The organism is Dolichospermum lemmermannii CS-548 (assembly GCF_028330815.1).
Lineage (GTDB): Bacteria > Cyanobacteriota > Cyanobacteriia > Cyanobacteriales > Nostocaceae > Dolichospermum > Dolichospermum lemmermannii.
On sequence record NZ_JAQMTJ010000232.1, the window covers coordinates 1 to 13269 of the forward strand.

Consider the following 13269-nt stretch of genomic DNA (forward strand, 5'->3'; position numbering starts at 1 on the left):
CAATAACCAATACTTATTGACAGAACTGTTACTGTTACGTACTTTTAGACTTTTTATTTACATCGAACTCAGGTTTGATAGTGTTGTCACCACTCCCACTAACCAGAGTTTGACCATCGGGGCTGTATGCTACTGAATTAACCCAGTCAGAATGACCAGAGAGGGTTTGTAAGAGGTTTCCCGTTTTTGCATCCCATACTTTGATAGTGTTGTCAGCACTCCCACTAGCCAGAGTTTGACCATGGGGGCTGTATGCTGCTGATCTAACCCACTTACAATGACCAGAGAGGGTTTGTAAGAGGTTTCCCGTTTTTACATCCCATACCTTGATAGTGTTGTCATCACTCCCACCAGCCAAAGTTTGACCATCGGGGCTGTATGCTATTGATCTAACTGAGTCAGAATAACCAGAGAGGGTTTGCAGTAGCTTTCCCGTTTTCACATTCCACAGTTTGATAGTGTTGTCATCACTCCCACTAGCCAAAGTTTGACCATCGAGGCTGTATACTACTGATCTAACCCACTTAGAACGAGTAGAGAGCGTTTGTAAGAGGTTTCCTGTTTTTACATCCCACAGTTTGATAATCTTGTCAGCACCCCCACTGGCCAGAGTTTGACCATCGGGGCTGTATGCTACTGAAATAACCGGGCTAGAATGACCAGGGAGGGTTTGTAGGAGCTTTCCTCTCATGTCATTGTTAATAACTTGTGGTTGTGATGTTGATTCAACCACAGCAGATGGTTTTGCTTTCACAACACCAGGAAAAATATCAACACCAAGATTTGTAGAGCGATCGCACCAATAGCATTTACCATAAGTTCGGCTATAGTAATGATTATCTACCCTGCCACAAATAGTTAGCCTATCATTCCCTACCTTTAACGCCTCCAACCACTTCCTAGCCGTAGGGCGGAAATTAGGATTTTTATGACCATCATTAAAGCATTTTAGAAAACATTGCTGAACATCTGGATGAACAATCTCCAGGGGAATTGTTCTTGCTACTGCTGCAATTAAATTAGTTGACCCATTAACCCATAAACCCTGACAGATAAGTTCATTTATGTCTGGAGTTTCCCCCGCACCGGTCCATTTTCCCTGAAAAGGATTATTACCACCAAATAATAATTGATAGATAATTACTCCTAACCGGAATCTATCATGTACTTCCGTTTGCTCAATACTATCAAAATCTTTTCCAATCAGTTCCGGTGGTGTATATCCCTCAGAACCAACTAAACAATAATAAACCTTACCATTTTTCGGATTTATCACCTGAAAAGAATCTGTATCAATAATAGAAGGTAAAGCCCGATTATTAACTAAAATATTTTGTGGTTTAATATCTCCTAAAACATAACCAGCAGCGTGCAGTGCTTCAATAATTGAGACAATATTCAGCGCCGTTGTGTGCAGAAACCGCCAATCAATCTCAAGTTTTAACTGCTTTCGACGCTGGGGATTATAAACATCAATAAGTTCTTTTCCATCCTTTATTTCTGGCATCAAAAAGCCCACACAATCACCCTGTGCATTTTTCAACGCCGACTTAGGCCAAGCAAAAGAAACATGATGAAGATGGGAATTTGGTTCTGTGGGTGGATTTGCTATCATTACCGCTAACTTCTGCACCCGTTCAGGTGTTGGAGAATGGTAAATTTTCGCTAAATAACCATTTTGATTAGTTCGCCAAATTTTGGCTTCACCACTATTAGCAATCTCTTCACCCAACAGAGTAATTGATTTTCCCGTAATGGCACAGGTAAAAACTGTCATATAATTTTAATTAGATGGGTTGAAATAAATATCAAATGGTATTCCTGGTAAAACATAAAACCCGCAAGGAAATGAATTTCCTTGCTAATAGCAAAAGTCATCTAAAGATGACTAAATGATCTGCAAATTCTTTAGTAAACTTCAGTTTACTTTAGCTATTAGCCCGGAAATTCATTTCTGGGCGGGTGTTGAAGCCAACAGATAAGCTATTTCTAGCCTATATTCACACCAATTTCCTCCTGTTCAAAAAGACACAAAAGCAAAGTTTTATCATCATCAGTGCGAGAATTTAACCGTGGAGAATCGAGAAAATCCATAATATAAGTATCATCATTTCCTCCTGGTTTATCTGTTTCTCGCAAATATTCCTCCAAAGGTTTAAAAAATGGCGCATGAGGTTTCCAATCACTCAAGCGAATTGCTACTTTTTCTAATCCATCAGTAGAAGCACAAATAAACTCTTGTTTTCCTGAAATTACCTGTACCTGCATTTCCTCCAGCGCATTAGCTGAAGTGACAAAAGTTGTTTCGTTGAAAAATTCCCCCTTATCCGGTTCAAACAACAATTGATATTCTGCATCTTGGGAACGCACCACCATAAATCCATCCCCAATTTGCATGGCTGCAACCCATTCAGGAGTCGCTATAAAAACTAACAGAGTACAAGCTAAATCATGAACAAAATAATCATTATTATCTGCTTTTTTGTTTAACGCAGTAATAACATCCTTGACAAACTTAGTAAAAACTTCCTTAGCTTCCATTTCCGAAAGTGGTTGAGTAAAACCTTGTTTATTAGGAAGTTCATTAATATCAGCAAAGCATTTAATTACAGTTTCTACAGCCAATTCAGAACCAAAATGAGAATATTTAGCACTTCCAGCACCATCAGCAACTGCGCTCACAATCACATCATTAAAAATGCGATAATGTCCGCAGTCTTGACAAGGTATTTTTTGCTCTTTATGACTCGTTCCCACAGCATAACGCGCTATAGCTTTCCAACCCACAATAAATAAATCCTGTATATTTTATTAGACTTTATAACCCCTCTCCAAACCTCTCCCCTGCAAGGAGAGAGGCTTTAAAACTCCCTGTACAAAAACTAATTTTTTCATGTCCCCTCTCCTCCTAGGAGAGGGTTAGGGAGAGGTTCTTCTAGCTTATACACCCTCTAAGTAGTAATTTGACCCCATCCCACCGGCGGTAATGCCACAGCTTCCCCTACTTTGCCACTAGAAACCCGTTTCATGGAAGTGGAAAGCCAAACAAATAAAGAACGAAAATCTAAGCCATTCAGCATTACTGGAGGACGAGGTGCAATTTGTTTAAGTTTGTTCATATCTGCACCCTGAACACCAACAGTAAAAAACAACATTCGCCGCTGTTCTTCTTCTTCCCTCACTCTTTGCGCTGCACCCTCCCAAGCATCTGTAGGCGCACCATCGGTAATTAAAAATACCCAAGGACGATAATAATGGACACCGTTATCTTTATAAGACTGTTTGCGGGTTTCTAATAAATCCAAAGCATATTCTATGGCTGCACCCATTGGTGTCACACCATCTGTTTCTAGCTTAGGCGGTGTAAAATGGTCTATAGTAACAAAATCTTGCGTCAGTTTCACAGGTCCAAAGGTGACAATAGCCACTTCTACACTTAAAGAAGCTTGAGCATCTTTCATCACATCTTCCTTGAAAGCCGCCAAACCTCTATTTAACTCCTGGATAGGTTGTCCTGACATTGAGCCAGAAGTATCAAGCAAGAGAATTACCGGACAACGATTTTCCGGGTTTTCCACGAATTCAGGCAAACCTACTGGCATTTTTGATACTCCTGATTAATCAAGGTGAGATGCAAAATGTATAAACTAGATGTTACTTGTTACTACATAGCTTAACATGGATGTTTGTACGGAATCAATACCCATAATGTCTAAATATTTAGTTTCATATTTATTCTTTCCCAATATCATGGATAACGTTGCTAATAGCATTTTCACAAATCATCAGTCATCTTATTTGATACGAACCACAGAGGCGCAGAGGACGCAGAGGTGGAGAGAAAGGAGACTGTTAGATGTTAGATTTTATTTAGCAACGTTATCTTGATAATTATTTGCTTTTTACCCCTTTACTAAAAATCCGATAGTACAACCAGGTACTAAATTCTTTGAGGGGAAATAGTAAATAAGTCAAAGGATTTACTGTGACAATAATATTTCTAAAATCCCGTTTTGCAAAAAATACAATCCCCTTGGCAACCTGATTTGCTGACATGACACCATAGGGATTTAATTGACTTTTGAAAGGTCCTAAAATTAATTTGCGAATGACACAAACTTGATCTAATCTTTTAAGGGTGACAATATCCCCTAATGCTCTTTTGCTCAGTTCATACAAGGGACTTAAGGCTGGGGAAACTTCCGCTTCTGAAGTATTTACCCAAATTTCTTTGGTGGCTTTGTCTTGGGGTCCTGTGACAGTTGCAGAGAAAATATCTATCAGTTCCAAAGCGGAAAATGTGTTAACTTGATAGGAATTTTGAATGGCGGCTGAAGTACGATCTCCATAAACATTTATGCCATGATTGATAATGAGAATATCAACTTTATTTAAACTTTCTTTTAGTTGAGTTTCATTACCTAATTCCCATTTTACAATTTTGACCCGCTCTTGAACTGCGATTTTTTCAGGATTCGTTGTTAATGCCACAACTTTGGCATTATGCTTTAATAATTCCGCTGCTAATGCTTGTCCTAATGCACCGGAAGCACCTGTTAAGGCTACGGTTTTACCTTTGAGAGAAAGTCCTGTTCCTAGTATTTTATCCACTAGGGGAAAAACACCACTATAGTAAGCATTAACATCATCAAAATGATGTCGCCAATGATAGGTTCTATTTACCCAGAAAACCGAGGGAATTGTGTCTAAGGGTCCGGGTAAATGATTGTAGTCTGTGTCTATTGTTCCTTGAAAATATCGCAGAGATGCACCGTATAAAAACGTTACTGCATAAGCAACTCCTAACCATAATCCCCATTGATGTGCTAGTAAGGCAATTATTGTTAAAATAACTACTAATATACCCGATTCGACAATATCGTGATACAACTGGGAATCTACGTAGGCTTTTTGGGAAGTTAAAGTCAAATCCCGCCGATATACAGCATGATGTTTATTATGCCATTTCGCTAACCATGTTATCTGATGACACAAAGCATGATAAGCATCTCTGACAATTTCTGCGAGTAGGAGGGAGGAAAATCCCCAGGTTGTGAACTGGATACAGTTGTTTACTAAAACTGCATCAATAGTTAAGCTTTGAGCCAAAATCATCATCTTTTTGGTGATACCTCTTTTTCTTAATTAAACCAAGTTATTACCATCTTTGTCTAATGACGTAGTGATAAAAGGTGTAGCACATTCTCAAAATTGATTTTCAACTCTACTTAACTTCGGAATTTGAGTCTTTTATAAATTTAACCAGCAAATACTTTTTGTAAATTTTCTGGCTGCATAAGTGTTAAATATTGATTGGACATTTCTGGGGTTAAGAATTCTATCATTATCCTATTTTCTACCCAAAACTCCATCACATCAAAGAAAGCACGACTACAACGAATAACTCTCCAGCCTTCTCTCTGAGCAATTGCTTCTATTTGTTCCTGTGTAGAATTAACAGAAATAGCTGCATGAGTGGCTGTAAAGTTGCTAGGTTGAGAAGTTTCTTTAAACTGACAATCCTGTTCTTCTTCACCAGGTTGCAATACAATTTTTAATGGATAAACTTCAATTCCAGTTCCGTGTTCATCGAGAGATAGCATCATGTAACTACCTGGATGTGGACGAAAGGGAAATACTTTTCCATTCATCACTTCTGCGAGAACTTCAGCCGCGTTTTGAGGATTTTGGGCAGAAATTGAAAGATGGTGAATCATAATTTCATCACTTTTAAATTGAAAATTCCGTTTTTCAGTATCTAGTATAGCAAAATCAATGGCTTTATTAATCCCTGATTTGCTCAATTAATCGCTGTTCTAGTAAATTTAATAATCCATCTATATCTTTTCCCACTTCTTGAAAACAGGTTTCTGGTGATGATTTGGGTGCAAATTGAATTAACTTAATTTCCCCTTTCCCAATTCCAATCATCACTACTTCTGTTTCCGGTTGGTTATTATCAATAATTCCTAAAATTTCTTGGAGACGATTTTCAACTCGCTCATTTAACTTCTCTATTTCGGTTTGGGGACAATAGACAAAATGGGGAGTTGGTTGTAAATCAATCCCAATAGTTCCCTGACGATTACCATTTTCTAACCACAATCCCCAAAAAAGTGCGGCTAGTTCTAGCTGATTGTTTTTGACAAATCTATCTAACTGTCCGCGCCATTTGTTCTCTGCTGTTTCGGGTTGGGGAATACTAAACATGATCATTAATTGGTAATTTTATTTTTTTTATTGTAACCCAGATTGCACACACTAGAGTTGGCAATAAATCATATACAAGTAGGGTGCGTCAGACATAAAAATCTGTGGATATTAAAAAATATTGTAACTCTGACGCACCCTACAAGATATTTTCGAGATGACATTTATTTTAACCCAGATTGCACACGCCATAAACTGGTGTAAATGCCGTTTTTCTCTAACAGTTGTTCATGAGTTCCTGCTTCTACTAATTTGCCATGTTCCATGACATAAATGCAATCAGCATTGCGAATGGTGGAAAGACGGTGAGCGATCGCTATTGTGGTACGATTGACCGTAATCCGTTCTAAAGAACGTTGAATTGCAGCTTCTGTTTCATTGTCTACCGCTGATGTGGCTTCATCTAAGATCAAAATTGGTGGATCTTTTAATACTGCGCGAGCAATTGCAATCCGTTGTCTTTGTCCTCCCGATAACTTTTGCCCCCGTTCGCCTACAATTGTCTCATAACCTTGGGGCAAACTCATAATAAAATCATGAGCTTCCGCTATTTTCGCCGCCATGATAATATCTTCATTGGTAGCGGTAAAAGTCCCATAGGCAATATTTTCTCCCACTGTACCATGAAATAAAAACACATCCTGACTCACCAAACCAATAGAGCGGCGTAAATCTCGCAAATTTAATTGTTGTAAATCAATTCCATCCAGAGTAATTTTACCACTTTGCACTTCATAAAATCGCAGTAAGAGTTTAACTAAAGTGCTTTTTCCTGAACCTGTTGAACCCACAATTGCAATTGTATTTCCTGCGGGAATTTCTAAAGATAAATTGTGAATAATTGGATTTCTATTTTGATAAGCAAAACTCACATTTTGAAATTCCAAAGCCCCCCGAATCATATCTACAGGTAAATCAATATTTCCGGTATGAATTGCCATGGGAGTATCTAACAAATCCATCACTCGATTAGTAGAAGCCATCGCCCTTTGATATAAATCAAAAGTATCACCTAATCTGGTTAATGGCCACAGTAAAAGCTGAACTAAAAACACCAGAGAACTATAAGCACCTACAGCCAATCTGCCTTCTACTGCTGCCATACCGCCAAATAATAGCAATATAGTAAAAGCGATTAAAATGAACATCCGAATAATCGGAATATACCCCGCAGATAAAGCAATTGCCTTAGCATTACTTTGACGATAAGCATTACTTTCAGATTCTACCCGCGCCGCTTCATAAGCTTCTGCTGTAAAACTTTTAATAGTGGTAATCCCACTCAAATTATTAGATAATCTCCCATTTAATAAACCGACTTTTTCCCGAACTTCTGCATAACGAGGCGCAAGAAATTTCTGAAAAATTATCGAACCAAAGAGAATAAATGGCATGGGCAAAATTGCCATCCCAGCTACACTAGGAGCTAAAATAAAAAACGCAGCCCCAACAATAATAATAGTTGTAGTTACTTGAATAATGTCATTTGCACCCACATCCAAAAACCGCTCTAATTGGTTAACATCATCACTGAGAATAGACATTAAACCACCGGTGCTGCGTTCTTCAAAATAAGCTAATTCTAATTCTTGTAAATGTTTATATGCGTCCAGTCGTAAATTATGCTGAATATTCTGTCCCAAATTGCGCCATAGTAACTTATAGGCATATTCAAACAATGACTCCAACACCCAAGTAATCACCGTCAACAAGGATAAAATCAGAAATTGCCCATAAATATCTTTTACGCCTAATCGGGCGATGATAGAATCTTGTTGCTTGACTACCACATCCACCGCAATCCCAATTAATACAGGGGGTGCTAAGTCAAAAACTTTATTGAGGATAGAAGCACCAATGGCCAGTCGAATTTGTTTAGTATACTGATGTCCATATTTAAATAGCCGCTGGAGGGGACGAACAGAATGTTTACGCCTTTTGGATAATCGGAGAGATTTAAATGGCATAGCCACATTAATTGATAATTACTTGCAGTTAATACTACCACATAATTGAGTTGATTTGTGATCAATATTGAAGCAATAGATACAGTTATCTTCCTTTAGGAACAGAAGAGATAATTTTGAAAAATTGGTAACTTGTAATTTGGCAAACTTCACTTTTGGGAATTATATTAGAAAATATTGTCGCTAAAATAATTATTCCCCGCAGCAAACAGCAGGGTATAATAACCGTATCAATAAACCAGATGTGCTAATTTTCAGTGAAGACTACCAAAACAGCAAATATTCCTCCTAAAACTTAGGGAATATGCCATATCAATCTTGATTTTGTGCAAAAATGCCAGTAATGTTGAGCAAATCTCCCTCCCACAACCAGAACCAGACGTAAAAACTAGACAAATCAATATTATGTCTACTCCCAATCATCAGCAACTCTCACTCCCAGAAGCCAAGAAAATACTCAACAAATTTAACTGTCTGGATATTGCCCCCATTCTTAAACCGTCCGAAAAAGTTCCCACTCGTGAGGCATTAATTTTTCTCACCAGTCTTACCGATTATCAAATCTTAGGTATTTGTGCTGATACAGCAGCAGAGGGAATTTTAGCCATGAAAACCTATTCTCGCGCTTTGGGTTATCAAGCACCAATTGATTTACCACATCCAGAAGGCCCAGTTTACATCAAGTTAAATGGCAAAAATGGCTTGTGTTATCTCGATTCCTATGCTGGACATCATCGGGGAGTGTTAGTATCTTGCCAGTCTTATCAAGAGGGAGGAGTTAACGAGATGTATGGACATTTACCCCTCGATTTATTTGTCTAGAATTTCGTTTACAATCATCTTTAGGGTGGGCTATGCCCACCTCATTCTTAATCACTAATTACCGGATAATATGAGCATTGTTACATTACAGTCAGTTAAGAAAGATTTTGGAATTAAAGAACTTTTAAAAGATGCTAATTTCAGCCTTGATACTAATGATAAAGTTGGTTTAATCGGCACTAATGGTTCTGGTAAATCAACTTTATTAAAAATGATTGCTAGACTAGAATCAATTGATAGTGGGCAAATTTTAGTGAATTCTGGGGCAAAAATTGTTTACTTGCCTCAACAGCCCGATATGGACGAAAATCACACTGTTTTAGAACAGGTATTCGCTGATAGTGGTGAACAAATGAACCTCGTCAAAGAATATGAAGAATTATCTGATAAATTGGCACATTATCCCGATGATAGTCAGTTAATGTCTCGTCTTTCTACTGTGATGGAGCGCATGGATGCAACTGGTGCATGGGAAGTAGAAACTAACGCCAAAATCATTTTAACAAAGTTAGGAATTGTTGATTTTGATGTGAAAGTTGGCACATTATCAGGGGGATATCGCAAACGGATTGCTTTAGCAGCAGCCTTGATATCAGAACCTGATTTATTGTTAATGGATGAACCTACCAACCATCTTGATGCTTTGTCTGTAGAATGGTTACAAAGTTATTTGAATCGCTATCGCGGCGCACTTTTATTAATTACTCATGATCGTTATTTTTTAGATAAAGTTACTAATAGAATTATCGAAATTGATCGAGGTGATATTTACAATTACACAGGTAATTATTCCTATTATCTAGAAAAGAAAGCTTTAGCTGAAGAATCTGCTGTTAGCACTCAGCGGAAACATCAAGGTCTTTTACGCCGCGAATTAGAATGGTTAAAGAAAGGCCCAAAAGCTAGAAGTACCAAACAAAAAGCCAGAATTGATCGCGCTCATGAATTGAGAGATACTGAATTTAAAGAAATTAATGGTAAGGTTGATATTTCTACCGTTGGCCGACGGATTGGTAAGAAGGTTATTGAACTCAAAAATGTTAGTAAAGCCTACAATAACAGGACTTTAATTCATAATTTTACTTATGAATTTAGTCCAGAAGATCGAATTGGTATTATTGGCGGTAATGGTGCAGGTAAATCTACTTTAATGGATATTATGACTGCCAGAATCAAACCAGATTCCGGTAGTGTGGAAATTGGGACTACAATTCATATTGGTTATTTTAACCAACATTCAGAAGAATTGTTGACGGCTGTAGATGATAATCAACGAGTGATTGATTACATTAAGGAAGAAGGGGAATTTATCCAAATTTCCGACGGGACGAAAATCACTGCTTCCCAAATGTTAGAGAGATTTTTGTTTCCAGGAAATCAACAATATGCACCCATTAATAAACTTTCTGGTGGAGAAAAACGCCGTTTATTTTTATTACGTATTCTCATTAGTGCGCCCAATGTGTTGATTTTGGATGAACCGACTAATGATTTAGATGTGCAAACATTAGCGGTATTAGAAGACTATTTAGAAGATTTTAATGGTTGTGTGATTGTAGTTTCTCATGATCGTTACTTTTTAGATCGGACAGTAGACAGAATTTTTGCTTTAGAAGAAGGTGGAGGTTTACGTCAATATCCGGGTAATTATTCCATCTATTTAGATTATAAAAAAGCTGAAGAAGCAGAAAAACAAGAACCGTCAAAAACTGTAATTGTAGAATCAAAGGTTGTATCTCCAGTTGCAGAGACTAAAAAAGCCCGGAGGTTATCCAATTGGGAAAGACGGGAATTTGAGGAATTAGAACAGAAAATTGCCAAGTTAGAAACAGAAAAAACAGCAGCAGAAAAGAAATTAACAACTGTGGTTGGAAATTATAGCCAAGTGCAAAAGCTATATGAAGAGGTGGAAACTCTGAAGAAAAATATTGATTTGTCCACAGAACGCTGGTTGGAATTAGCGGAAATGGATTCTTAGAGGATGTTTGAAAAGTTTTTAATGTACAAACAGACCCCCCTCCAAACCTCTCCCCTACCAGGGGAGAGGCTTTAAAACCCCCATTCCCTTGTAGGGAAGGGGGGGAGGGGGGTTAGGTTTTTGGAGATTATGGGTTTCATATAATACTTTTCAAACAACCTCTTAGGTTGCAATTAAATTAATCGTCTTGTTGAAATCTTCAAATATACGTAGGGTGGGTTAGCAAAAGCGTAACCCACCATCTGATTAGGTAGTTATGTAAAATAAATTGCATATCTCATATAATTTACGCTTATAAGAGCTAATACATATATCTAAATTATTTAATAATTTAGGGATCTATTTATATTTAAGTTAATAGGCAAAAGTGACAAAATTGCAGCAATTATGTCCCTTTTTTTGGCTATTTTTAGTCCGTAATTGTCTATTTTTTAGTGATATTTTCAACCTAAAAGGGCAAATTTACGGATATTTGTGCGGAAAATGCTGTTATCATCAAGCTATTGAAGGTGACAAAACTGAAACAATTATGTCACTTTTATTTTGTCTAAGTCTCTAGACAGAGGTTTTTATTTTGAATAGGATGTAGTCGGGAAATGAAAAAGTACAACTTTTCCAGTTTTCTAAATTTTTTGACTTTTTAAAACCAAGGAGAATACGAAGATGGCTAATATTCAAATCTTTGAAATTAATGAAGATGGAGAATTACTAGTAAATGATCCAGCATTAGCAGGGGTGCTTCAAGAGTTAAAGCCTGAAGAACTTAACATGATAGTTGGTGGGAAGTGGTCAGGTTTCTTTTGTTTTAACAGTAACGGCAAATGTGAACTCCCCGCACCCGCACCCGCACCCGCACCCCTTTCATAATAGTCTGTTAGCTTAATTGGCTGAATACGATAAGATTTACTTGAAAATCGATCGTTACTACATAATAAATGTAGCGATCGCATTTTCAAGCGAGAAACTAATACAAGGAATTTGTCAAATGACAACAATAGAAACTGTAAAACAAGCTAACTTGCTGCGTGCGCGATTAATATCTGATAAAGCTTTTGAATTAATTATTTTACCAACAGAACAATGTAACTTTCGTTGTATTTATTGCTATGAAGATTTTTCCATAGGGAGAATGAAACCTGAAGTAATTTCCGGTATCAAAGCTCTTTTAGACAAACGATCTTCAAAGTTGAATTTTTTAAACCTATCCTGGTTTGGTGGTGAACCCCTGGTTGCTAAGGATATTGTTTTAGATATCTCTGAATATGCTACATCTTTAGCGGCAAAAAATTCTCATTTGCATTATTCAGGATCTATGACAACCAATGGTTATTTACTAGATATTAATACTGCTTCTGCTTTAGCTAATGTAGGGATTACGCATTACCAAATTTCCCTTGATGGACCAAAGGAAATTCATGATCAGAGCCGGATTCGGGCAGATGGTAAAAGTACATTTGAGCGAATTTGGAATAATTTACTAGCAATACGGGATAGTTCATTAGCAGTTTCTATCTTGTTACGTCTTCATTTTAATCCAGATACATTTAACTTTTTTGATCCTCTATTGGAAGATATTAAAAGAGAATTTTTACCTGATTCCAGGTTCTCTATGTTCTTTAAAAGTATTGAACATCTTGGTGGACCTAATGATAGTTCAATCAAGGTTTTTTCAGAGACTGAGAAGGAAGCAGCTAATAAAATACTTCAATCTAAATTATTTGGTGATGATTTAAAATCACCACAGGATGGTAGTCCACAACCGGAATATGTTTGTTACGCTTCCCGTCCTAACTCCTTAGTTATTCGTGCTAACGGAAAAGTTAATAAATGTACAGTAGCGCTTACAGATGAACGTAATGACGTTGGTACTTTACAGCCAGATGGTAAGCTTAAACTTATACCAGGGCGTTTTGCTCCTTGGGTTCGTGGAATTGAAACCCTTGATTTTGAAACATTAGGTTGTCCTTTAGTTTCATTACCCAGTAGCGATGAAATTAGTGCTAATTTATCAAGAAAGTCTGTTGCTGTGTAAAAAAGGATTTTTTTCTCGTTCCCAGTCTCCGACTGGGAATGCTACTGAGAGGCTCTGCCTCCATAACTTAGTATCAATGAAGGCAGAGCCTTCCGTAATTCATTCCCATACAGAGTATGGGAACGAGAAACTATCATATCATTTTTTCTCGTTCCCAGTCTCCGACTGGGAATGCTACTGAGAGGCTCTGCCTCCATAACTTAGTATCAATGAAGGCAGAGCCTTCCGTAATTCATTCCCATACAGAGTATGGGAACGAG

11 protein-coding genes are annotated in these 13269 nt (G+C 37.4%); 4 read left to right on the forward strand and 7 right to left on the reverse strand.

Features of this window, described 5'->3' with window-relative positions; all coding sequences use genetic code 11:
• Window positions 1-34 precede the first annotated feature (34 nt).
• The 7 genes from PN450_RS15645 to PN450_RS15675 all read right to left on the reverse strand — a co-directional run bounded on the left by PN450_RS15645 (window position 35) and on the right by PN450_RS15675 (window position 8177).
• The gene (locus PN450_RS15645; protein ID WP_271836867.1) at window positions 35-1777 is read right to left on the reverse strand and encodes a WD40 domain-containing protein; all 1743 of its coding nucleotides are present in this window, start codon (window positions 1775-1777) and stop codon (window positions 35-37) included.
• Between the two features lie 212 nt (window positions 1778-1989).
• Window positions 1990-2787, reverse strand: coding sequence for a PP2C family serine/threonine-protein phosphatase (locus PN450_RS15650; RefSeq protein ID WP_271836868.1), 798 nt, complete (start codon window positions 2785-2787; stop codon window positions 1990-1992).
• Between the two features lie 164 nt (window positions 2788-2951).
• Window positions 2952-3602, reverse strand: a complete 651-nt coding sequence (locus PN450_RS15655; protein ID WP_271836869.1) for a vWA domain-containing protein — start codon at window positions 3600-3602, stop codon at window positions 2952-2954.
• Between the two features lie 289 nt (window positions 3603-3891).
• A complete protein-coding gene (locus PN450_RS15660) occupies window positions 3892-5115 on the reverse strand; it encodes a bifunctional sterol desaturase/short chain dehydrogenase (RefSeq protein ID WP_271836873.1) in 1224 nt (407 codons plus the stop codon).
• Window positions 5116-5258: 143 nt separating this feature from the next.
• Window positions 5259-5717 carry a hypothetical protein gene (locus PN450_RS15665; protein ID WP_271836874.1) on the reverse strand — a complete coding sequence of 153 codons (459 nt, stop codon included), beginning with the start codon at window positions 5715-5717 and terminating at the stop codon, window positions 5259-5261.
• Window positions 5718-5784: 67 nt separating this feature from the next.
• A complete protein-coding gene (gene ccmS, locus PN450_RS15670) occupies window positions 5785-6210 on the reverse strand; it encodes a beta-carboxysome assembly chaperone CcmS (protein WP_168694914.1) in 426 nt (141 codons plus the stop codon).
• Window positions 6211-6374: 164 nt separating this feature from the next.
• Window positions 6375-8177 (reverse strand): ABC transporter ATP-binding protein, encoded by a 1803-nt coding sequence (locus PN450_RS15675; protein WP_271836870.1) that lies wholly within the window; start codon window positions 8175-8177, stop codon window positions 6375-6377.
• Window positions 8178-8582: 405 nt separating this feature from the next.
• Between PN450_RS15675 and PN450_RS15680 the strand changes: the two genes are divergently transcribed.
• The 4 genes from PN450_RS15680 to PN450_RS15695 all read left to right on the forward strand — a co-directional run bounded on the left by PN450_RS15680 (window position 8583) and on the right by PN450_RS15695 (window position 13009).
• Window positions 8583-8999: a DUF1824 family protein gene (locus PN450_RS15680; RefSeq protein WP_015083572.1), complete on the forward strand. Its 417-nt coding sequence runs from the start codon at window positions 8583-8585 to the stop codon at window positions 8997-8999.
• Window positions 9000-9069: 70 nt separating this feature from the next.
• A complete protein-coding gene (locus tag PN450_RS15685) occupies window positions 9070-10977 on the forward strand; it encodes an ABC-F family ATP-binding cassette domain-containing protein (RefSeq protein WP_168694912.1) in 1908 nt (635 codons plus the stop codon).
• Between the two features lie 663 nt (window positions 10978-11640).
• A complete protein-coding gene (locus PN450_RS15690) occupies window positions 11641-11844 on the forward strand; it encodes a type A2 lantipeptide (RefSeq protein WP_271836871.1) in 204 nt (67 codons plus the stop codon).
• Window positions 11845-11962: 118 nt separating this feature from the next.
• The gene (locus PN450_RS15695) at window positions 11963-13009 is read left to right on the forward strand and encodes a radical SAM protein (RefSeq protein WP_271836872.1); all 1047 of its coding nucleotides are present in this window, start codon (window positions 11963-11965) and stop codon (window positions 13007-13009) included.
• Window positions 13010-13269: the final 260 nt, after the last annotated feature.

Excerpts from the sequence above, each read along its gene's own strand:
- PN450_RS15675 (WP_271836870.1), bottom strand. The coding sequence starts at position 8,177 with ATGCCATTTAAATCTCTCCGATTATCCAAAAGGCGTAAACATTCTGTT.
- ccmS (WP_168694914.1), bottom strand. The coding sequence starts at position 6,210 with ATGTTTAGTATTCCCCAACCCGAAACAGCAGAGAACAAATGGCGCGGA.
- PN450_RS15665 (WP_271836874.1), bottom strand. The coding sequence starts at position 5,717 with ATGATTCACCATCTTTCAATTTCTGCCCAAAATCCTCAAAACGCGGCT.
- PN450_RS15685 (WP_168694912.1), top strand. The coding sequence starts at position 9,070 with ATGAGCATTGTTACATTACAGTCAGTTAAGAAAGATTTTGGAATTAAA.
- PN450_RS15695 (WP_271836872.1), top strand. The coding sequence starts at position 11,963 with ATGACAACAATAGAAACTGTAAAACAAGCTAACTTGCTGCGTGCGCGA.
- PN450_RS15690 (WP_271836871.1), top strand. The coding sequence starts at position 11,641 with ATGGCTAATATTCAAATCTTTGAAATTAATGAAGATGGAGAATTACTA.
- PN450_RS15660 (WP_271836873.1), bottom strand. The coding sequence starts at position 5,115 with ATGATTTTGGCTCAAAGCTTAACTATTGATGCAGTTTTAGTAAACAAC.
- PN450_RS15645 (WP_271836867.1), bottom strand. The coding sequence starts at position 1,777 with ATGACAGTTTTTACCTGTGCCATTACGGGAAAATCAATTACTCTGTTG.
- PN450_RS15655 (WP_271836869.1), bottom strand. The coding sequence starts at position 3,602 with ATGCCAGTAGGTTTGCCTGAATTCGTGGAAAACCCGGAAAATCGTTGT.
- PN450_RS15680 (WP_015083572.1), top strand. The coding sequence starts at position 8,583 with ATGTCTACTCCCAATCATCAGCAACTCTCACTCCCAGAAGCCAAGAAA.